This window comes from Rhizobacter sp. P5_C2 (assembly GCF_054049715.1).
The window spans coordinates 20,451-38,830 of record NZ_JBFULV010000050.1 but is presented as its reverse complement, the minus strand read 5'-3'; the positions used below and the strand labels follow the sequence as shown (position 1 = coordinate 38,830).

The 18,380-nt window shown below is 68.3% G+C and carries 19 protein-coding genes; 8 read left to right on the top strand and 11 right to left on the bottom strand.

The genetic code is table 11. The features are described from left to right. Nucleotides 1-119 precede the first annotated feature (119 nt). Genes ACXJLU_RS19025 through ACXJLU_RS19010 form a run of 4 tightly spaced genes read right to left on the bottom strand, consistent with a single transcriptional unit; the run spans nucleotide 120 to nucleotide 5,205 of the window. Nucleotides 120-1,439: a replication-associated recombination protein A gene (locus ACXJLU_RS19025; protein WP_457333617.1), complete on the bottom strand. Its 1,320-nt coding sequence runs from the start codon at nucleotides 1,437-1,439 to the stop codon at nucleotides 120-122. A 9-nt stretch (nucleotides 1,440-1,448) separates the two neighbouring features. Then, entirely contained in the window at nucleotides 1,449-2,078 is a 630-nt protein-coding gene (gene lolA, locus ACXJLU_RS19020; protein ID WP_457333616.1) for an outer membrane lipoprotein periplasmic chaperone LolA, read from the bottom strand. 25 nt (nucleotides 2,079-2,103) lie between these two features. Then, nucleotides 2,104-4,494 carry a DNA translocase FtsK gene (locus ACXJLU_RS19015; RefSeq protein ID WP_457333614.1) on the bottom strand — a complete coding sequence of 797 codons (2,391 nt, stop codon included), beginning with the start codon at nucleotides 4,492-4,494 and terminating at the stop codon, nucleotides 2,104-2,106. Nucleotides 4,495-4,536: 42 nt separating this feature from the next. Next, nucleotides 4,537-5,205, bottom strand: coding sequence for a Crp/Fnr family transcriptional regulator (locus tag ACXJLU_RS19010; RefSeq protein ID WP_073467368.1), 669 nt, complete (start codon nucleotides 5,203-5,205; stop codon nucleotides 4,537-4,539). Between the two features lie 200 nt (nucleotides 5,206-5,405). Between ACXJLU_RS19010 and trxB the strand changes: the two genes are divergently transcribed. From trxB to rpmG, 3 genes are all read left to right on the top strand, one after another. Further along, nucleotides 5,406-6,365 (top strand): thioredoxin-disulfide reductase, encoded by a 960-nt coding sequence (trxB, locus tag ACXJLU_RS19005; protein WP_457333612.1) that lies wholly within the window; start codon nucleotides 5,406-5,408, stop codon nucleotides 6,363-6,365. A 185-nt stretch (nucleotides 6,366-6,550) separates the two neighbouring features. Then, a complete protein-coding gene (rpmB, locus tag ACXJLU_RS19000) occupies nucleotides 6,551-6,802 on the top strand; it encodes a 50S ribosomal protein L28 (protein ID WP_073467370.1) in 252 nt (83 codons plus the stop codon). Between the two features lie 14 nt (nucleotides 6,803-6,816). Beyond that, nucleotides 6,817-6,984, top strand: a complete 168-nt coding sequence (rpmG, locus tag ACXJLU_RS18995; RefSeq protein ID WP_073467371.1) for a 50S ribosomal protein L33 — start codon at nucleotides 6,817-6,819, stop codon at nucleotides 6,982-6,984. Between the two features lie 150 nt (nucleotides 6,985-7,134). Here the strand turns inward: rpmG and ACXJLU_RS18990 are convergent, their stop codons facing one another. Both ACXJLU_RS18990 and ACXJLU_RS18985 read right to left on the bottom strand, forming a co-directional pair. Next, entirely contained in the window at nucleotides 7,135-8,349 is a 1,215-nt protein-coding gene (locus ACXJLU_RS18990; protein ID WP_457333609.1) for a DesA family fatty acid desaturase, read from the bottom strand. Between the two features lie 189 nt (nucleotides 8,350-8,538). Continuing rightward, the gene (locus ACXJLU_RS18985; RefSeq protein ID WP_457333607.1) at nucleotides 8,539-9,798 is read right to left on the bottom strand and encodes an RsmB/NOP family class I SAM-dependent RNA methyltransferase; all 1,260 of its coding nucleotides are present in this window, start codon (nucleotides 9,796-9,798) and stop codon (nucleotides 8,539-8,541) included. Between the two features lie 21 nt (nucleotides 9,799-9,819). On the opposite strand from ACXJLU_RS18985, the gene ACXJLU_RS18980 reads away from it, so the two are divergent. Continuing rightward, nucleotides 9,820-10,062, top strand: a complete 243-nt coding sequence (locus ACXJLU_RS18980) for a DUF1653 domain-containing protein (RefSeq protein WP_457333606.1) — start codon at nucleotides 9,820-9,822, stop codon at nucleotides 10,060-10,062. After that, complete coding sequence (locus ACXJLU_RS18975; RefSeq protein WP_457333604.1) at nucleotides 10,059-10,718, top strand: DUF1345 domain-containing protein; 660 nt, start codon at nucleotides 10,059-10,061, stop codon at nucleotides 10,716-10,718. Before ACXJLU_RS18980 ends, ACXJLU_RS18975 begins: the two co-directional genes overlap by 4 nt. A 17-nt stretch (nucleotides 10,719-10,735) precedes the next feature. On the opposite strand, the gene purN is transcribed toward ACXJLU_RS18975, so the two are convergent. Beyond that, entirely contained in the window at nucleotides 10,736-11,359 is a 624-nt protein-coding gene (gene purN / locus ACXJLU_RS18970; protein ID WP_457333602.1) for a phosphoribosylglycinamide formyltransferase, read from the bottom strand. Nucleotides 11,360-11,413: 54 nt separating this feature from the next. Here purN and ACXJLU_RS18965 point away from each other — a divergent pair, with 54 nt between their 5' ends. Genes ACXJLU_RS18965 through ACXJLU_RS18955 form a run of 3 tightly spaced genes read left to right on the top strand, consistent with a single transcriptional unit; the run spans nucleotide 11,414 to nucleotide 14,580 of the window. Then, a complete protein-coding gene (locus tag ACXJLU_RS18965; protein ID WP_457333600.1) occupies nucleotides 11,414-12,718 on the top strand; it encodes a tryptophan--tRNA ligase in 1,305 nt (434 codons plus the stop codon). 57 nt (nucleotides 12,719-12,775) lie between these two features. Next, on the top strand, nucleotides 12,776-13,207 hold the full coding sequence (locus ACXJLU_RS18960) for a DUF3717 domain-containing protein (protein ID WP_457333598.1): 432 nt from the start codon (nucleotides 12,776-12,778) through the stop codon (nucleotides 13,205-13,207). After that, nucleotides 13,204-14,580 (top strand): MATE family efflux transporter, encoded by a 1,377-nt coding sequence (locus tag ACXJLU_RS18955; protein WP_457333596.1) that lies wholly within the window; start codon nucleotides 13,204-13,206, stop codon nucleotides 14,578-14,580. Before ACXJLU_RS18960 ends, ACXJLU_RS18955 begins: the two co-directional genes overlap by 4 nt. 16 nt (nucleotides 14,581-14,596) lie before the next feature. Here the strand turns inward: ACXJLU_RS18955 and ACXJLU_RS18950 are convergent, their stop codons facing one another. The 4 genes from ACXJLU_RS18950 to msrA all read right to left on the bottom strand — a co-directional run bounded on the left by ACXJLU_RS18950 (nucleotide 14,597) and on the right by msrA (nucleotide 18,346). Continuing rightward, nucleotides 14,597-15,913: a sensor histidine kinase gene (locus tag ACXJLU_RS18950; protein ID WP_457333594.1), complete on the bottom strand. Its 1,317-nt coding sequence runs from the start codon at nucleotides 15,911-15,913 to the stop codon at nucleotides 14,597-14,599. 33 nt (nucleotides 15,914-15,946) lie between these two features. After that, on the bottom strand, nucleotides 15,947-16,660 hold the full coding sequence (locus ACXJLU_RS18945; protein WP_056810332.1) for a response regulator: 714 nt from the start codon (nucleotides 16,658-16,660) through the stop codon (nucleotides 15,947-15,949). Nucleotides 16,661-16,770: 110 nt separating this feature from the next. Next, on the bottom strand, nucleotides 16,771-17,364 hold the full coding sequence (locus tag ACXJLU_RS18940) for a Spy/CpxP family protein refolding chaperone (RefSeq protein ID WP_457333591.1): 594 nt from the start codon (nucleotides 17,362-17,364) through the stop codon (nucleotides 16,771-16,773). A 238-nt stretch (nucleotides 17,365-17,602) separates the two neighbouring features. After that, nucleotides 17,603-18,346 carry a peptide-methionine (S)-S-oxide reductase MsrA gene (gene msrA, locus ACXJLU_RS18935; protein ID WP_457333590.1) on the bottom strand — a complete coding sequence of 248 codons (744 nt, stop codon included), beginning with the start codon at nucleotides 18,344-18,346 and terminating at the stop codon, nucleotides 17,603-17,605. Nucleotides 18,347-18,380 lie beyond the last annotated feature (34 nt).

Below are 18,380 nucleotides of genomic sequence, written 5' to 3'. Positions count from 1 at the left end.
GGCGGGCTGCGCTGCACCCAAATGGCGCGGTGGCGGCGGATTCTAGAGGGCGCCCACCGCGAAAACAGGCCTCGGTTACCCGGGCGGAACGGAACAAGTCTCGGCGTTTACCCGGATCCTCAGCGTTTCCTGCTGGACTCCTCATTCAGCCGGCGCAGTTCCTGCAGGCGTTCTCCGATACGCAGTTCCAGTCCGCGGGGCACGGGCTGGTAGAAGCGCGGTGTTTCCATATCGTCGGGCCAGTAGCGCTCGCCGGCCGCGAAACCGCCCTCTTCGTCGTGGGCGTAACGGTACTCGCGGCCGTAGTCGAGGTCCTTCATGAGCTTTGTCGGTGCGTTGCGCAGGTGCAGCGGCACCGGGCGGGTGCCGTCCTGCTGGATGAAGCTGCGCACCGCCTTGTAGGCGGCGTAGACGGCGTTCGACTTCGGGGCCATCGCGAGGAACACCACCGCCTGCGCGAGCGCCAGCTCGCCCTCGGGCGAACCGAGGCGCTCGTAGGTCTCGGCCGCATCGAGCGTCGTGCGCAGCGCGCGCGGGTCGGCCAGGCCGATGTCTTCGCTCGCCATGCGCACCAGGCGGCGTGCCGCGTAGCGCGGGTCGACGCCGCCATCGAGCATGCGCACGAACCAGTAGAGCGCCGCATCGGGGTCGCTGCCGCGCACGGATTTGTGCAGCGCCGAGATCGTGTCGTAGAACTGCTCGCCGCCCTTGTCGTAGCGGCGCAGCTGCTCGCCGAGCGATTTTTCGAGCTGGGCCTCGTCGATCTCGGCCGCCGTGCCGACCATGCGCACCAGGTTCTCGTAGGCGTTCAGCAGGCGCCGGGCATCGCCGTCGGCATAGCCGATCAGTCGCTTCGCCGCGGCATCGCTCATCGGCGGCGCTGCCAGCAGCGCCTGGGCGCGCTCGAGCAGCGTCGCCATGTCGGTGTCGTCCAGGCTCTTCAGCACGTGCACCGTCGCGCGCGACAGCAGCGCCGAGTTGACCTCGAACGACGGGTTCTCGGTGGTCGCGCCGATGAAGGTGAACAGGCCCGACTCGACGTGCGGCAGGAAGGCGTCCTGTTGCGCCTTGTTGAAGCGGTGCACCTCGTCGACGAAGACCACCGTGCGCCGGCCGCTGGTGCGGGCCGCGTTGGCGCGCTCCACCGCCTCGCGGATGTCCTTCACGCCGCCGAGCACCGCCGAGATCGCGATGAACTGCGCATCGAACGCATCCGACATCAGCCGCGCCAGCGTCGTCTTGCCGACGCCAGGCGGGCCCCACAGGATCATCGAATGCAGCCGGCCGGACTCGAACGCGACGCGCAGCGGCTTGCCTTCGCCCAGCAACTGCTGCTGGCCGATCACCTCGTTCAGCGTGCGCGGGCGAAGGCGTTCGGCGAGCGGCGCCTGGCGGTCGATCTCGGCTTCATCGAAGAAGGGGAGTTGCTGCTCGGCCATGTTCGGCGGTCATTGTTCGATCAGGTCCGCGCCCTTCGGCACCGTGAAGACGAAGCTGTCGGGGGCGATGGCCGCGTTCGCCGCGAAACCGTTGAACTGCAGCAGCGAGCGCTGGCCGAAGCCGTCGGTGATCTCGATCGCGGCCAGGTCCTTCGCCTTGAAGCCGACGCGCACCGCCTGGAACGCGCTGTCCTTGGCACGCGGCGTCGCCTGCACCCACGACAGGCCGTCCTTGTCGGGCAGCGGCGCGAGCTCGAAATCCTTCTCGAGCGAGCCGCCGGCCAGCAGCGCGGCCGGTGTCGCGCCGAGCGCCTGCGTCAGCTTGCGCGAGCTGGCCTGGTTCAGGTCGGCGTCGTAGATCCAGACTTTCTGCCCGTCGGCGACGATCAGCTGGTTGACCGGCTTCGCGTAGGCGAAGCGGAAGCGGTTCGGGCGCGCGAACTCGAAGGTGCCGCTGGAGTTCTTCTTCTTGACGCCATCGGGCGCGGTGACGGTCTGCGTGAAGGCCGCCTTGCCGCTCTTCACGTCGCGCACGAATTCGCGCAGCGTGTCGACCGCGTCGGCATGGGCCGCGGCAGCCGCAGCGCCGAGCAACAGGGCCGCGAACGGGCGAATGATCATCGAGCGGGAAGTCTTCATGCGGTGGGTTCGCTCATTCGTCGCCTCATTCATCACGATTCGGCACGACGATGTCGCGGTTGCCGTTGGTGGACATGGCAGTTACGAGCCCGGATTTCTCCATTTGTTCCAGCAGCCGGGCCGCGCGGTTGTAGCCGATGCGCAGGTGGCGCTGCACCAGCGAGATCGACGCGCGCCGGTGCTGCAGCACGATGCCGACCGCCTGGTCGTACATCGGGTCGGCCTCGCCGCCGCCCTCGCCCGCCGCACCCGGCGCGGCATCGCCGCCTTCGGTGTCGAGCGTGCCGCCCTCGAGGATGCCCTCGATGTAGTTCGGCGCGCCCTGCTCCTTCAGGTACTTGACGACGCGATGCACCTCTTCGTCGCTGACGTAGGCGCCGTGCACGCGGATCGGCAGGCCGGTGCCCGAGGGCATGTACAGCATGTCGCCCATGCCCAGCAGCGCCTCGGCGCCCATCTGGTCGAGGATGGTGCGGCTGTCGATCTTGCTGCTGACCTGGAACGACAACCGGGTCGGGATGTTGGCCTTGATCAGGCCGGTGATCACGTCGACGCTCGGCCGCTGCGTGGCGAGGATCAGGTGGATGCCGGCCGCGCGCGCCTTTTGCGCGAGGCGGGCGATCAGCTCCTCGATCTTCTTGCCGACCACCATCATCAGGTCGGCCAGCTCGTCGATCACGACCACGACGAACGGCAGGCGCTCCAGCGGCTCGGGCTGTTCGGGCGTCAGGCTGAACGGGTTGCCGAGCGACTCGCCGCGCTCGGCGGCATCCGCGATCTTCTTGTTGTAGCCGCTCAGGTTGCGCACGCCCAGCTTGCTCATCAGCTTGTAGCGCCGCTCCATCTCGCCGACGCACCAGTTGAGCGCGTTGGCCGCGTGCTTCATGTCGGTGACGACCGGCGCCAGCAGGTGCGGGATGCCTTCGTAGACGCTCATCTCGAGCATCTTCGGATCGATCAGGATCAGCCGCACGTCGCGGGCCTCGGCCTTGTAGAGCAGGCTCAGGATCATCGCGTTGATGCCGACCGACTTGCCCGAGCCGGTGGTGCCGGCCACCAGGCAATGCGGCATCTTCGCGAGGTCGGCCACCACCGGGCCGCCGACGATGTCCTTGCCCAGGCCCATCGTCAGCTGCGACGACGCATCGTTGTAGACCTGCGAGCCGAGGATCTCCGACAGCCGGATCGTCTGCCGCTTCGCGTTCGGCAGCTCCAGCGCCATGTAGTTCTTGCCGGGGATCGTCTCGACGACGCGGATGCTGACCAGGCTCAGCGAGCGCGCCAGGTCCTTCGCGAGGTTGACGACCTGCGAGCCCTTCACGCCGGTGGCCGGCTCGATCTCGTAGCGGGTGATCACCGGGCCCGGCGAGGCGGCCACCACGCGCACCTCGACGCCGAAGTCCTTCAGCTTCTTCTCGATCAGCCGCGAGGTCATCTCCAGCGTCTCGGGCGTCACCGTCTCCATGCGGCCGGGCGCGGCATCGAGCAGGTCGACCTGCGGCAGCTTGGTGTCGGTCAGCTCGGTGAAGAGCGGCTTCTGACGCTCCTTGACGACCCGCTCCGACTTGGGCACCTCGACCACCGGCGTCTCGATGACGATCGGCGCATGGTCTTCGGCGAGCTGGTGCTCGACCTCGACGACGTGCTCGCGCTCGCGCAGCGCCTGCTCACCGAGGCGGTGGTCTTCGGCGCGTTCGATGCGCTCGACGCGGCGCTCGCGCAGCGAATCGACCCACGTGCCGATGCGCTCGGCCAGGCGCACCCAGGAGAAACCAAATGCAAGTGCGCTGCCGGCCACCAGCATCGCGATCCACAGCACGCCGGAGCCGGCGAAGCCGAGCAGTTTCATGCTGGCCGGGCCGAGCAGGTAGCCGATCACGCCGCCGGCATGGCCGCCCGCGACGAAGCTTTCCCATTGGTAGAGCCGCGTCCATTCGAGCGCCGTGCTCGCCACCATCAACAGCAGCACGCCGACCCAGAAGGCCCAGAGCGGCCGGCGCTTGTCGCGCGGAAGGGCGGGCTCTTCGCCATGGCGCAGCAGCCGGGCCAGCGCCGAGAGCCAGGCCCGCGCGGCGATGGCCAGCAGCCACCAGGTCGAATAGCCGAACACGACGAACGCGATGTCGGAGAACCAGGCGCCCAGCGTGCCGGCCTTGTTCAGCGCGGCGGCCGTGCTGCCGGAGGTGGAGAACGCGCTGTCGGCGGCCTGGTGCGTCGCGAGCGCCAGCACGGCCAGCAGCCACAGCACGCCGCCGATCAGCACCGCGAGCTGGGTGCGCAGGCCGGCGCGGTCGACGTCGGGGTCACCGCCGCCCGCCGCGGAGCGGGTGTAGGTGCCGCCGGCGTTGGCCGGGGCGGCATGGTTCGGTGCGGCAGCGCCGCCTTCGGCACGAAGCGATCCGAGCGGAAAAGTCATCCGGCGATTGTGGCCGATCGCGCCGCAGCGCCCTCAGGCTGGTCAACCACTCGTCAGGCGCTCCTTGATGATCACGGAGCCGTTCTCCTGCGTTTCGACGATGCCGCGGTCTTCGAGGTCCTTCATCACGCGGCTGACCATCTCGCGCGAGGCACCGACGATCTTCGCCAGATCCTGGCGCGACACCTTGTTGCGGATGATCTTCACGTCGCCGTCGTCCTCGGACATGTCGAGCAGCGAGCGCGCGACCCGGCCGTAGACGTCGAGCAGCGCGAGCGATTCGATCTGGCGGTCGGCGCTGCGCAGGCGCGACACGAGGCCGCGCATGATCGCGTAAGACAGGCTGGAGTTCTCCGGCAGGCAGCGCGCGAACTCGGCACGGCCGAGGATCAGCATGTCGGTCTGCACCTCGGCCCGGACGGTGGCCGAGTGCGGCTCGTTGTCGATCAGGCTCATCTCGCCGACGTAGTCGCCCGGCTGCAGCACCGCGAGGATGACCTCGCGGCCACGCGAATCCGAGGTGAGCACGCGGGCGCGACCGGTCAGCAGGATGAAGAGGGCATTCGACTTCTTGCCATGCTCCACGACGATTTCACCGCGACGGAAGCGGCGCTTGACAACGCTGTCCGCGATCGCCGACGCCTGCTCGTTGGTGAGCATCGAGAACAGCGGTACGCGCCGAATGAGGTCAAGATTGGACAACATGGCCATCGAACTTCCTCCTTATGGGGTGGTTGTCGGCAAACGTGAAAAACTCACAGTTCCTACAATTTCGCTATTGTCACCATTACGCAGATTGACACCAGCCGGAGTCAACCCCATGTCAGACTCGGCGGCGTTTTTCTCTGTCAATCGCTGCATTTCGCTGCCTTCGCGCCACGCGCGCCCACCAGATTCCGTCGAGCTTCTTCATGAACAGCACCCCCAAGCATGCCCAGGTCCTCATTCTTGGCTCCGGCCCGGCCGGCTACACCGCCGCCATCTACGCGGCCCGCGCCAACCTGAAGCCGATGCTGGTGACCGGCATCGCGCAGGGCGGGCAGCTGATGACGACGACCGAGGTCGACAACTGGCCGGCCGACGTGATGGGCGTGCAAGGACCGGACCTGATGCAGCGATTCCTGCAGCACGCCGAGCGCTTCAACACCGAGATCGTGTTCGACCACATCAACCAGGTCGACTTCTCGAAGCGCCCGTTCACGCTGAAGGGCGACTCCCACACCTACACCTGTGACGCGCTGATCATCTGCACCGGCGCCTCGGCCAAGTACATCGGCCTGCCGTCGGAAGAAGCCTTCATGGGCCGCGGCGTCAGCGGCTGTGCCACCTGCGACGGCTTCTTCTACCGCGACCAGGACGTCTGCGTGGTCGGCGGCGGCAACACCGCGGTCGAGGAAGCGCTGTACCTGTCGAACATCGCCCGCAAGGTGCACCTGATCCACCGCCGCGACAAGTTCCGCGCCGAGGCCATCCTGATCGACAAGGTGGCCGAGAAGGTCAAGGCGGGCAAGATGGAGCTGCACCTGTGGCAGACGCTCGACGAGGTGCTGGGCGATGCCTCCGGCGTGACCGGCGTGCGCCTGAAGAGCACGCAGGACGGCAGCACCAACGACCTGACGCTGAAGGGCTGCTTCATCGCGATCGGGCACCAGCCCAACACCGACATCTTCAAGGGCCAGGTCGAGATGAAGGACGGCTACATCGTCACGCGCAGCGGCCTGGGCGGCTTCGCGACGATGACCACCGTGCCGGGCGTGTTCGCGGCCGGCGACGTGCAGGACCACGTCTACCGCCAGGCCATCACCAGCGCCGGCACCGGCTGCATGGCGGCGCTGGATGCACAACGTTTCCTGGAACAGGCTTCAGCCTGAACTGGCACACAGCCGAAGAAGCTGGCTATAATCGCGGTCTTTGCCGAAAGCGGCAGAGCGCATTTCAATGACCACGAGGTGCGCGCCAACGCTTTCGAAGGGGCATCCAACAAGCAACGACGGCCGACAGGCCCGGTGCATGCTCTGGATGCCACTCCTGAAACGAGATTCAAGTGGAGAGCGTCATGGCACGCGTATGTGAAGTCACGGGCAAGGGCCCGATGGTGGGAAACAACGTTTCCCACGCCAACAACCGGACCAAGCGCCGCTTTCTGCCGAACCTGCAGTACCGCCGCTTCTGGGTCGAGAGCGAGAACCGCTGGGTTCGTCTGCGCGTTTCAGCCGCCGGCCTGCGCCTGATTGACAAGCACGGCATCGAGAAGGTGCTGGCTGACAAGAAGGTCGCGGACAAGCAGCAAGCCGTCGACAAACACTGATTTAGGAGCTGATCATGGCAAAAGGTGGACGCGAAAAGATCAAGCTGGAATCGTCAGCCGGCACCGGTCACTTCTACACGACCGACAAGAACAAGAAGACGACGCCCGAGAAGCTCGAGATCATGAAGTTCGATCCGAAGGCTCGCAAGCACGTGATGTACAAGGAAACGAAGCTGAAGTAATTCAGCTCCGCTTCACCAGAAACCCGCTCGGCGCATAGCCCAGCGGGTTTTTTGTTGCCTGGTTGGCCGATGGATCCCGGATTGGCATCCGGGAACCGCCCACAAAAAAGCCCGCTCGAAGCGGGCTTTCTGGCGAGAGGCGGGAGAGCCTCAGGCGTGTTGTGCAGCGCGCAGCTTGACCGCGAACTCCTGCAGCGCGGCGATCCCGCTCTCTTCCGCCTTCTTGCACCAGGCCTGCAGATCGACCACCAACTGCTCGGCCGACACATTGGTGCGGGTCCAGAGCTGGCGCAGCTCCTCGCGCATCGTCACCAGCTTCGACAGCGCCGGGCTGTCGGCACAGACGCTCGCCACCTGGGCCTTCACGTGCGCCGGGATCTTGTCTTCGTCGCGATGCAGCCAGCGGCGCGCCAGTCGCATGTTGGCCAGCTTCGCGCTGCCGGCAACGCCTTCCGCCTTCAGGCGCTTGACTTCGGCACGGCATGCATCGCGCAGGCCGCCGGCGTACTTGGCCATCACTTCGTAGCGGTTGGCGATGATCGCCTCGAGCGTCTTCGAATCGGCCACCGGCTTCACGTCGCCCAGGCGCAGCATCGGCGGCGTCTTGCGAACCTTGGCCAGGCCCAGCATTTCCAGCCCGCGGATGTAGGCCCAGCCGATGTCGAACTCGTACTTCTTGACCGACAGCTTGGCCGAGGTCGGGTAGGTGTGGTGGTTGTTGTGCAACTCCTCGCCGCCGATGATGATGCCCCACGGCGAAACGTTGGTGCTGGCGTCGACCGCCTCGAAATTGCGATACCCCCACCAGTGGCCGAGGCCATTGATGATGCCGGCGGCGGTGATCGGGATCCACGCCATCTGGATCGCCCAGATCGTCGCGCCGATCGCACCGAACAGCGTCAGGTCGATGATCAGCATCACGCCGACGCCCTGCCAGCTGTAGCGGGTGTAGAGGTTGCGCTCGATCCAGTCGTCCGGCGTGTTGTGGCCGTACTTGGAGAGCGTCTCCTGGTTCTTGGCTTCGGCGCGGTAGAGCTCGCTGCCGGTCAGCAGCACGGTCTTGATGCCGTGCGCGACCGGGCTGTGCGGGTCTTCCTGGGTTTCACATTTGGCGTGGTGCTTGCGGTGGATCGCGACCCACTCCTTGGTCACCATGCCGGTCGTCAGCCACAGCCACAGACGGAAGAAATGCGACGGTGCCGCATGCAGGTCGAGCGAGCGGTGCGCTTGCGAGCGGTGAAGAAAGATCGTGACCGATGCAATCGTGATGTGGGTCAGAACCAGCGCGATGATGACAATTTGCCACCACGTGGTTTCGACCAGGCCGTTCGCCAGCCAGTTCACCAGAGCATCCCAGACCGACATCAATAGAGTCATCAAATCGCCTTTTGCACCGTCACACAAGAAACGGGTCCCGCATTGTAGGGGACCCTCTTTATGAACAACCCGCTGAAAGAGCGGGGTTTGCACCATTCAGTTCCGTAGATCGCGGTGTGCTGATCGAAATCAAGTGCGCCATGTTGGCACTTACTCACAACCTTGCGCTCACGCGCGTCAGCGGCGCTCCCAGACGGCGGCGAAGAATCCGTCGGTCGCGTGCCGGTTCGGCCAGAGACGGACGAAACCGTTGGTGACCAGTTCGGCCGGCGTGCCGGCATGGGCCTTCTCCAGCACGGCCGCGGCGTCCAGCGGCGTGAACTCCCGGACGTGCGATTCGGTGAACGCCTGGGCGATGCCCTCGTTTTCGTCCGACAGCAGGCTGCAGGTCGCGTAGACGAGCCGGCCGCCGGGCTTCAGCAGCCGGGCCGCGCTGTCGAGGATGGCGGTCTGCTTGACCCGCAATTCCTCGACCGATTCCGGCGACTGGCGCCATTTCAGGTCGGGGTTGCGGCGCAGCGTGCCCAGGCCGGAACACGGCGCGTCGACCAGCACGCGGTCGATCTTGCCGGCCAGCCGCTTGATGCGGTCGTCGCGCTCGTGCGCGATCTGCACCGGGTAGACGTTCGAGAGCCCGCTGCGCGCCAGCCGCGGCTTCAGCGCCGCCAGCCGGTGGCCCGAGGTGTCGAAGGCGTAGAGCCGCCCGGTGTTGCGCATCGACGCGCCCAGCGCCAGCGTCTTGCCGCCCGCGCCGGCGCAGAAGTCCACCACCATCTCGCCGCGCTTCGCATCGGTGATCAGCGCCAGCAGCTGGCTGCCTTCGTCCTGCACCTCCACGTCGCCCGCGGTGAAGACATCGAGCTTGTTCACCGCCGGCTTGCCCTGGATCCGCAGGCCCCAGGGCGAGAACGGCGTCGGCTGCGCGTCGATGCCCTTGGCCGCCAGCGCGGCCTGCACGTCTTCGCGCTTGGCCTTGAAGGTGTTGACGCGCAGGTCCAGCGGCGCGGCCTCGTTCAGGCTGTTGACCAGCGGCCAGAATTCCTCGCCGAGCGCGGCTTGCAGGCGCTCGGCCAGCCAGTCGGGCAGGTTGTGGCGCAGCTTGTCGGGCAGCGCCGCGGTGTCGACCGCCTGCACCTTCGGCAGCCAGTGCTGCTCGAAGTCGTTCATCGCGGCGCGCAGGAAGCCGTCGTTGCCCTGCCAGCCGAGCAGCGCCAGCCGGCGCTCCATCTCGCCCTTGCCCGATTGGGCCAGGTGCTGGAACAGCAGCCGCTTGCGCAGCACGGTGTAGGTGGTCTCGGCCAGCGTGTGGCGCTCGCGGGCACCGAGTTCGCGGTGCTCCTTGAAGAAGGCCGACACGACGCTGTCGGCGGGGGTGTCGAATCGAAGCACGCGGTGCAACAGTTCAGTGGCGTGTTCGAGCAGGGCGTTGGGATGCATCCCCCGATTATCCTTGCCGCCATGACCGAACCCGATCTGCCACCCCTGCCCATCCTCCCCCTGGGTCTTTACCGGCACTACAAGGGCGGCGAGTACGAGGTGATCGGCGTCGCGCGGCACAGCGAATCGCTCGAGCCGATGGTGGTCTACCGCCCGCTGTACAACGACACCGGCTGGTGGGTGCGACCGTTCGAGATGTTCATCGGCACGGTCGAGATCGACGGCGTCGTGTGCCGGCGCTTCGAGCCGGTGCCCTCGCGATGAGGACGCTGATCGAGCAACTGCGCGCCCGGCCGCACCTGGTGGTGTCGGTCGGCGTGGGCGCGCTGGTCGCGGCGCTGGCCCCGCTGCCCAGCCATTCGCCACCCGACCTGCTGCTCGGCTGGAACGTCGCGATGTGGCTGTACCTCGTGCAGGCGTTCTGGGTGATGTCGCGGGCTGACCACCACCACTTGCGCCACGCCGCGGTCGCGCAGGCCGAGGGGCACGGCGCGGTGCTGGTCACCGTCATCGCGGCGGCCGTCGCAAGCTTCGCGGCCATCGGCGTCGAGCTATCGAGCGCGAAGGGCGCCACGCCGCTGCAAGCCCTGCCGCATATCGCGTTCGCGCTCGTCACCGTGATCGGCGCCTGGCTGCTGCTGCCGACGCTGTTCGCGCTGAGCTATGCGAGCGCCTATTTCGCCAACGACACCGCGCCGGGGGAATGCGGGCTGGTGTTTCCCGGCGACCCGAAGGCGCCGCGCCACTACTGGGACTTCCTGTATTTCTCGTTCACGATCGCGGTCGCGTCGCAGACGTCCGACGTCGTGGTCACGCGCAGCGCGATGCGCCGCACGGTGCTGATTCAATCGCTGCTGTCGTTCGCGTTCAACACCGCGATCCTCGCGCTGGCGATCAACATCGCGGCCAGCCTGATCTGACGCGTTGCCGTCGGCCGCTACAGCAACTGAGACTCGCCCGCCGTGTGCGTGACGACATCGCCGTCCACCCGCAGCTGATCCTGCACCAGCCAGCGCACCGCGCGCGGGTACATCACGTGCTCGCGCGCCAGCACGCGGGCCGACAGGCTGGCCTCGGTGTCGCCCGGCAGCACCGGGACGGCGGCCTGCGCAATGATCGGCCCGTGGTCGAGCGCCGGCGTCACGAAGTGCACCGTCGCGCCGGCCAGCTTGCAGCCCGACTCGATGGCCCGGCGGTGCGTGTGCAGGCCCGGAAACGCCGGCAGCAGCGACGGGTGCACGTTGATCATCTTGCCGGCGAAGCGCTGCACGAAGCCGTCGCCGAGGATGCGCATGAAGCCGGCCAGCACCAGCACGTCGGGCGCGAAGCCCTCGATCACCGCGGCCAGTTCGGCATCGAACGATTCACGCTCGTCGAAGCGCTTGTGGTCCACCGCCACCGCGGCAATGCCGCGCTCGCGTGCGAACGCGAGCCCCGCCGCATCGGGCCGGCTGCTGATCACCGCCGCGACCTGAGCCGGCCAGCCTTCGGCAGCGCAGGCCTGCACGATGGCTTCCATGTTGGAGCCCCGGCCGGAGATCAGGATCACGATGCGTTTCATCGGCCGGCAGTGTAGCGGCGAGGGTGGCGCCCCCCACCTACAATGCGCCCCACCATGACGCAACGCGTGCTCACCGGCATCACCACGACCGGCACCCCCCACCTCGGCAACTACGTCGGCGCGATCCGGCCCGCCATCGCGGCCAGCCGCGAACCCGGCGTCGAGAGCTTCTTCTTCCTGGCCGACTACCACGCGCTGATCAAGTGCGACGAGCCCGACCGCATCGAGCGTTCGCGCCTGGAGATCGCCGCCACCTGGCTGGCCGCCGGGCTCGACCCCGAGCGCGTCACGTTCTACCGCCAGAGCGACATCCCCGAGACGCCCGAGCTCACCTGGCTGCTCACCTGCGTGACGGCCAAGGGCCAGATGAACCGCGCCCACGCCTACAAGGCCGCGACCGATGCCAACGAGGCGCAGGGCAAGGACGCCGACGACGGCATCACGATGGGCCTGTTCAGCTACCCGATCCTGATGGCGGCCGACATCCTGCTGTTCAACGCCCACCGCGTGCCGGTCGGGCGCGACCAGGTGCAGCACATCGAGATGGCGCGCGATGTCGCGCAGCGCTTCAACCACCTGTTCGGCAAGGAGCGCGAGTTGTTCGTGCTGCCGCAGGCCCAGATCGACGAAGCCGTCGCGATGCTGCCCGGGCTCGACGGCCGCAAGATGTCGAAGAGCTACGACAACGCGATCCCGCTGTTCGAAGGCGGCCCGAAGGCGCTGAAGGAGGCGATCGCGCTGATCGTCACCGATTCGAAGCTGCCCGGCGAGCCGAAGGATCCCGACAACTCGCACCTGGTGACCATCCACGATGCGTTCGCCACCGCCGAGCAGCGCGCGGCCTTCCGCGCCGAGCTGCGCGACGGCCTGGGCTGGGGCGATGCCAAGCAGCGGCTGGTCGAGCGGATCGAGGCCCACGTGGGCCCGATGCGCGCGCATTACGCCGACCTGATGGCGCACCCGGAGCGCATCGAAGAGGCCCTGCTGGTCGGCGCCCGCAAGGCACGCGCGGTCGCGACGCCGTTCCTGCAGGCGCTGCGCGGCGCGGTGGGCCTGCGGTCGATGAAGGCCGTGGCGCCGGCTCGCGTGATCAACGCCGAAACGAATACAAGCTCGAAACTGCCCGTCTTCAAGCAGTACCGCGAAGCCGACGGCCTGTTCTATTTCAAGCTCACCGCATCCGACAACCTCGTGCTGCTGCAAAGCCGCAGCTTCACCGACGGCCGCGAGGCCGGCGGCTGGGTCAAGCGGCTGAAGACCGAGGGCGCGGGCGCGCTGGCCGATGCGCCGGTCGAGCTGGGCGCCGAGCGCAGCGTGGTCGAGCAGGCGCTCGCAGCGCTCGTCGCAGCGCAGGAATAACCCGCGCTGCGGGGGGCTTCGCCGCGCGCTATGCTCTGCCCCCCGCAGGGTTCCCGCATGGCCGCCATCCACATCACCGACATCGAATCCGCCATCAACTGGTGGCGTGATCGCAGCCCGTCGCCCGACGGGATCACCGCGTGCCCGCAGGTGCTGGCGCTGGCCGAGGTGTATGCGCTGCTCGTCTACTACCACGAGAGCGAATGCGACGAGGCCTCGATGCCGGCCAGCGCCCGCGAGGCCTGGCTGCAGTGGTACGCGACCACGCCCGATGCCCCCTGCATCGCGATCTGCTCGACCAGCCAGGGCGACGACATCTGCAAGGGCTGCGGCCGCACTTTCGATGAGGTGCAGCTGTGGACCGAGATGTCGCCGGCCGAGAAGCGCGTCACCTGGCGGCGCATCACGATGGAAGGCACGGCCTGGCGTTTCAACCGCTACGCCGAACGCGCGCAATCCACCTCTTCCGGCGAAAGCCCCGCCGCGTGACGGCAGGTCTCGTCGACAGCGCGCGCCGCATCGCGCGCCTGGCCTGGCCGGTGTTCATCGGCCAGCTCGCGGTGCTCGCCTTCAGCACCGCCGACACCGTGATGGTGGCGCGGCACACCGCGCTCGACCTCGCGGCGCTCGCGATCGGCGGCGCCACCTACATCACGATCTTCGTCGGGCTGATGGGCGTCGTGCTCGCGATCGGCCCGATCGCCGGCCAGCTGTTCGGCGCACGCGACCTGCCCGGCGCGGGCCGGCAGTTCCAGCAATCGGTGTGGCTGGCGCTGCTGCTGTCGGTGCCCGGTTGTGCGCTGCTGCTGATGCCGCAGCCCTTTCTCGCGCTCGCGCAGGCCTCGCCCGAGGTGGCCGAGCGCGTGCGCGGCTACCTGGGCGCGTTGGCGTTCGCGCTGCCGCCTGCGCTGGTGTTCACCGCATTCCGCGGCTTCAACACCGCGGTGTCGCGCCCGACGACCGTGATGCTGCTGCAGCTGGGCGCGCTGGCGCTGAAGCTGCCGCTGAACGCGGTGCTGATCTTCGGCGCCACGCTCGGCCCGCTGCAGATTCCCGCGCTCGGCGCTGCAGGCTGCGGTGTCGCGACCGCCCTCGTGATGTGGCTGCAGCTCGCGCTCGCGTGGCAGGTGCTGCGGCGCGACAGCTTCTACGCATCGTTCGGCCTGCGTGGCCACCCGTTCCCGAAGCCCGACCGGGCCAGCATCGCCGCGCTGCTGCGCCTGGGCGTGCCGATGGGCGGCTCGATCCTGATCGAGGTGACCGGCTTCACCTTCATGGCGTTCTTCATCTCGCGCATCGGTGCCACCGCGGTGGCCGGGCACCAGCTCGCGGCCAACCTGGTCTCGCTGATGTTCATGCTGCCGCTGGCACTGGCCAACGCGAGCGGCACGCTGGTGGCGCAGCGCATCGGCGCGCACGATGCGGCCGATGCGCGGCGCATCGGCTGGCACAGCCTGCTGATCGGCGTGGCGCTGTCGTCGGTGCTGGGCGCGGCGGTGTACCTCTCGCGCGAGGCGGTGCTGGGCGCCTACACGCGCAACGCGACCATCATCGCCGCCGCGATGCCGCTGCTGGCCTGGGTCGCGGTGTTCCACATCGCCGATTCGGTGCAGACGATCGCGTCGTTCGTGCTGCGCGCCTACCGGATGGCGACGGTGCCGATGCTGATCTACGCGTTCGCGATCTGGGGCATCGGGCTCGGCGGCGGCTATGCGGTGGCGTTCGACACGACCGGCCGCATGCCGGCGGCACTGCATGGCGCGGTGGGGTTCTGGTCGGCGTGCACCGCGGGGCTGGTGTCGGCGGCACTGGGCCTGGGCGGGTTCCTGATCTGGCTGTGGCGCCAGAAGAATGTCGCTTGAACAGACGGTCGTTTGATCAGGCCAGCGGCAGGCTCAGTTCGAAACAGCTGCCGCCGCCGTCGCGCGACTCGCAGCGCACGCTGCCACCGTGCCGTTCGGCGATCTGCTTGACAAGGCTCAGCCCCAGCCCGACGCCGCCCGCCTGCTCGGCGTGGCCGGGCAGCCGGTAGAACGGCTCGAAGATCCGCTCGCGCAGGGTTTCGGGCACGCCCGGCCCGCGGTCGCAGACCTGCACCAGCGCGCGGCCGGCGCCGTTGCGCACCTCGATCGTGATGTCGCTGCCGCCGTAGCGGCGTGCGTTCTCGAGCAGGTTGCGCAGCGCGCGGCGGATCAGGCGCTCATCGCCGTGCACGGTGGCCGTGCTGCCATCGGCATCGGCGCCGACGCGCGAACCCTCTTCGGCGGCCAGCGCCAGCAGCTCGACCGGCTCGTGGTGGTCGACACGCTGCAGCGCATCGAGGCGGCTCGCCAGCAGCACCTCTTCGACCAGCGCGTCGAGCTCGCCGACATTGGTATCAATCTCGCGGCGCAGGCGCTGGCGCTGCTCGGGCGTCGCGTCTTCCATCATCGACACCGCCATGCGCAGCCGCGCAAGCGGCGAGCGCAGTTCGTGGCTCGCGTTGGCGAGCAGCGACTGGTGCGAACGCACCAGCGCCTCGACGCGCTCGGCCGCCAGGTTGAAGCTGGCCGCGACGGCCGCGACCTCGTCGCGCCCCGACACCTCGACCCGGTGATGCAACTCGCCCGCGCCGAACTGCTCGACGCCGCGCTTCAGCGCCTGCAGGCGCCGCGTGAGGCGGTGCACCACCGGCCACGCGCCGGCGGCCACCGCGACGAACAGCAGCACCAGCACGACGATCGTGCCGACGCCGCGCTGCCAGCTCGGCGGCACGAACGGCAGGTTGGGCGGCATCGGACCGAACTCGCCGCGGCCGTCGGGCGGCGGGCGCCGCAGGCCGGGGCGCAGCACCCACAGCGTGCGGCCGTCTTCGAGGTGGATCTGGAAGCTGCGGGTCTGGCCTTCGCCCTGGCGCAGCACGAAGGAATCGGAGGCCGAGATGCGATCACCGCTCGGATCGTCGAGCGCGAGCGGCAAGCGCAGCCGCTGCGACCATTCGCGCAGCGCCTGCGCCTGGTCTTCGTGCGGCGACTCGGCGCCCGGCAGCGAGCGCTGGATCAGGTCGCCCCAGGCGGCCATGCGCTCGGACAGCACGTTGTCGGCGCGGATGCGCTCGTCTTCCATGTGGCGCTGGAACAGCCAGGCCGAACCGGAGGCGAACAACAGCAGCACCGCCACGACGGTGAGGTAGATCCGAAGGGTCAGCGTGCGCATCGCGCGGTCAACGCCCGGAGATCGTCGGGATCATCAGTCGGCGCCCTCCGCGTCCTGTTTCTTCGCGAACACGTAGCCGGCACCGCGCACCGTCAGCACGCGGCGCGGGTTCTTCGGATCGTCTTCGATCACCGCGCGGATGCGCGAGATGTGCACGTCGATCGAGCGGTCGAAGGCCTCGAGCGGGTGGCCCTTCAGCAGGTCCATGATCTGGTCGCGCGACAGCACGCGGCCCGAGCTTTGCGCCAGCACGACCAGCAGGTCGAACTGGTGGCTGGTGAGGTCGCAGGCCACGCCGCCGAGGCGGGCGACGCGCTCGCCGAGATCGATCTCGAGGCGGCCGAAGCGCAGCACCTCGTCGGGCGAGGTCGGCGGGGTCGCGCGGCGCAGCAGGGCTTTCACGCGCGCGAGCAGCTCGCGCGGCTCGAAGGGTTTGGGCAGGTAGTCGTCGGCGCCGAGTTCGAGGCCGACGATGCGGTCCATCGGCTCGCCGCGGGCGGTCAGCATCAGCAGCGGCAACTGGCGGGTGCGCGGGTTGGCGCGCAACTCGCGGCACAGGTCGAGCCCGTCGCCGTCGGGCAGCATCAGGTCGAGCACCAGCGCGTCGTAGCCGGCACCGGCCAGGCGCTCGCGGCCGGCGGCCAGCGAACCGGCGGTTTCCACCTCGAAGCCGGAGCCGCGCAGGTAGTCGCCCACCATCGCGGACAGGCGGGCATCGTCATCGATCAACAGCACGCGGGATGTCATGGGTCGGTCAGCCTCCAAGGCCGAAGGGCCCGCGGCACCGGGCCGCGGGCCACTGGAAGTGGCAGGTCGCAATGAGATCACAACTTGCGGTCCGTCATGGGCCCGGCGAATTACTTCGGGGCCTGGGCGGGCTTGTCGCGCTGCGCACGCTGCATGCGGTCGCGCATCTGGTCTTCGCGCATCTTCATGCGCTGGGCCAGCTTCGTGCGCTGCTCGGGCGTCAGCACCTTGGCGACGTCGATCAGGCCTTGCGTGATGCGACGGCTGGCCTGGTCATGCTGGGCCTCGGTCTGCTGGCGCAGCGATTCGACGGCAGCGGTGTCGATGGTGGGCGCGGCCAGCAGCTGGATGCCCTTGTCGTGCAGACCCTTCGCGGATTCGTGCTGGGTCTTCAGGTCGGTGGCCGCGGCCTGCACGATCTGCTTGATCTGCGAGCGCTGTGCGTCACTGGCGCCGACGCCGTCGAGCATCCGGTCGACCATGCGGTTGATCTGCTCGGGCCGGCCCATGAACATGCCGGGGCCGCCCATGCCGGCCTGGTGCATGCGGGGGCCGTGGCCGAAGCCGGGGCCCGGGGGCGGGTCCTGGGCCCAGGCCGAGAGGGCCAGCGTGCCGGCCACGGCCAGCAGCATGCCGCCCAGCAGGCGCTTGAGGCCGCGCGGCTTTTCTTGCGGCAGCGCGTCGAAAGTGCTCACGTCGCTCATCGTCTTTCTCCAACAAGACCCAGGGAGGTGGGTCGATGGAATGAATGGTCGCGGGCGGGGGTGAAGCGGGATTGGCTGGGGGGTAAAGATCTGTGAATGGTTTGCGTGCTGACTGGGGAGATCGGCGCGAGGCTGTTTTTTTATACAGTATGATCCGCGCAGCAGTTGCCACTGCCAACTTGATCTCGCCAGCGGTCTTCCCAGGCCGCTGGCTTTTTTTTGCCCTGGTGGATCGGGCTCAGCCGGCGGCCGACTTGCCCGCCACCAGCACCGGCTCGGCGCGCCAGGCCTGCGGGAACAGGCGCTTCAGGTCATCGAGCTTGGGCAGGTCGTTGAAGACGATGTACGGCTGCCGCGGGTTGCGGGCAAGGTAATCCTGGTGGTAGGCCTCGGCCGGGAAGAAGCGGCGGCCGGTCTCGATGCGAGTCGCGATCGGCGACTTGAACGCGTGGGCCTTGTCGAGCTGCTCGACGTAGGCGCGCGCGGTGCGGGCCTGGTCGTCGTTGGCCGGGAAGATCGCCGAGCGGTATTGCGTGCCGGAATCCGGCCCCTGGCGATTGAGCTGCGTGGGGTCGTGCGCCACCGAGAAGTAGATCTGCAGCAGCTGGGCATAGCTGACCTGCTTCGGGTCGTAGGTGACCTGCACCGCCTCGGCATGGCCGGTGGAGCCGCTGCCGACGGATTCGTAGACGGCCGTCGACGCCTCGCCGCCCGCGTAGCCGGAGACAGCGTTGATGACGCCCTTGGTGTGCTGGAAGACGGCCTGCACGCCCCAGAAGCAGCCGCCGGCGAGGACGGCGGTTTCGGTGGCGGCGGTGGCGGCAGCCGCGGCTGTGGCGGCGGGCGTAAACGGCGGGGCAAGCCGGGCCGCGCCGCCCATGCCGCCAGCCATTGCGGAGAGGGTCATCACCGCACCGGTGCCGACCAGCAAGGCGGCAGCAGCGAGCAAACGGCGGCGGGGTGAGCGGGTGGGGGTGATCATCGAAACGCTCCTAAGGGTCGTGTCGGTCTGGGTC

Bases quoted from the DNA above. Each gene is read 5' to 3' on its own strand.
- ACXJLU_RS18990 (WP_457333609.1), bottom strand. From the start codon at position 8,349: ATGTCGGTCTGGGATGCTCTGGTGAACTGGCTGGCGAACGGCCTGGTC.
- ACXJLU_RS19010 (WP_073467368.1), bottom strand. From the start codon at position 5,205: ATGGCCATGTTGTCCAATCTTGACCTCATTCGGCGCGTACCGCTGTTC.
- ACXJLU_RS18960 (WP_457333598.1), top strand. From the start codon at position 12,776: ATGGCCGCCATCCACATCACCGACATCGAATCCGCCATCAACTGGTGG.
- ACXJLU_RS18975 (WP_457333604.1), top strand. From the start codon at position 10,059: ATGAGGACGCTGATCGAGCAACTGCGCGCCCGGCCGCACCTGGTGGTG.
- trxB (WP_457333612.1), top strand. From the start codon at position 5,406: ATGAACAGCACCCCCAAGCATGCCCAGGTCCTCATTCTTGGCTCCGGC.
- ACXJLU_RS18985 (WP_457333607.1), bottom strand. From the start codon at position 9,798: ATGCATCCCAACGCCCTGCTCGAACACGCCACTGAACTGTTGCACCGC.
- ACXJLU_RS18940 (WP_457333591.1), bottom strand. From the start codon at position 17,364: ATGAGCGACGTGAGCACTTTCGACGCGCTGCCGCAAGAAAAGCCGCGC.
- msrA (WP_457333590.1), bottom strand. From the start codon at position 18,346: ATGATCACCCCCACCCGCTCACCCCGCCGCCGTTTGCTCGCTGCTGCC.
- purN (WP_457333602.1), bottom strand. From the start codon at position 11,359: ATGAAACGCATCGTGATCCTGATCTCCGGCCGGGGCTCCAACATGGAA.
- rpmG (WP_073467371.1), top strand. From the start codon at position 6,817: ATGGCAAAAGGTGGACGCGAAAAGATCAAGCTGGAATCGTCAGCCGGC.
- ACXJLU_RS18945 (WP_056810332.1), bottom strand. From the start codon at position 16,660: ATGACATCCCGCGTGCTGTTGATCGATGACGATGCCCGCCTGTCCGCG.
- ACXJLU_RS19015 (WP_457333614.1), bottom strand. From the start codon at position 4,494: ATGACTTTTCCGCTCGGATCGCTTCGTGCCGAAGGCGGCGCTGCCGCA.
- ACXJLU_RS18950 (WP_457333594.1), bottom strand. From the start codon at position 15,913: ATGCGCACGCTGACCCTTCGGATCTACCTCACCGTCGTGGCGGTGCTG.
- ACXJLU_RS19025 (WP_457333617.1), bottom strand. From the start codon at position 1,439: ATGGCCGAGCAGCAACTCCCCTTCTTCGATGAAGCCGAGATCGACCGC.
- rpmB (WP_073467370.1), top strand. From the start codon at position 6,551: ATGGCACGCGTATGTGAAGTCACGGGCAAGGGCCCGATGGTGGGAAAC.
- lolA (WP_457333616.1), bottom strand. From the start codon at position 2,078: ATGAAGACTTCCCGCTCGATGATCATTCGCCCGTTCGCGGCCCTGTTG.
- ACXJLU_RS18965 (WP_457333600.1), top strand. From the start codon at position 11,414: ATGACGCAACGCGTGCTCACCGGCATCACCACGACCGGCACCCCCCAC.
- ACXJLU_RS18980 (WP_457333606.1), top strand. From the start codon at position 9,820: ATGACCGAACCCGATCTGCCACCCCTGCCCATCCTCCCCCTGGGTCTT.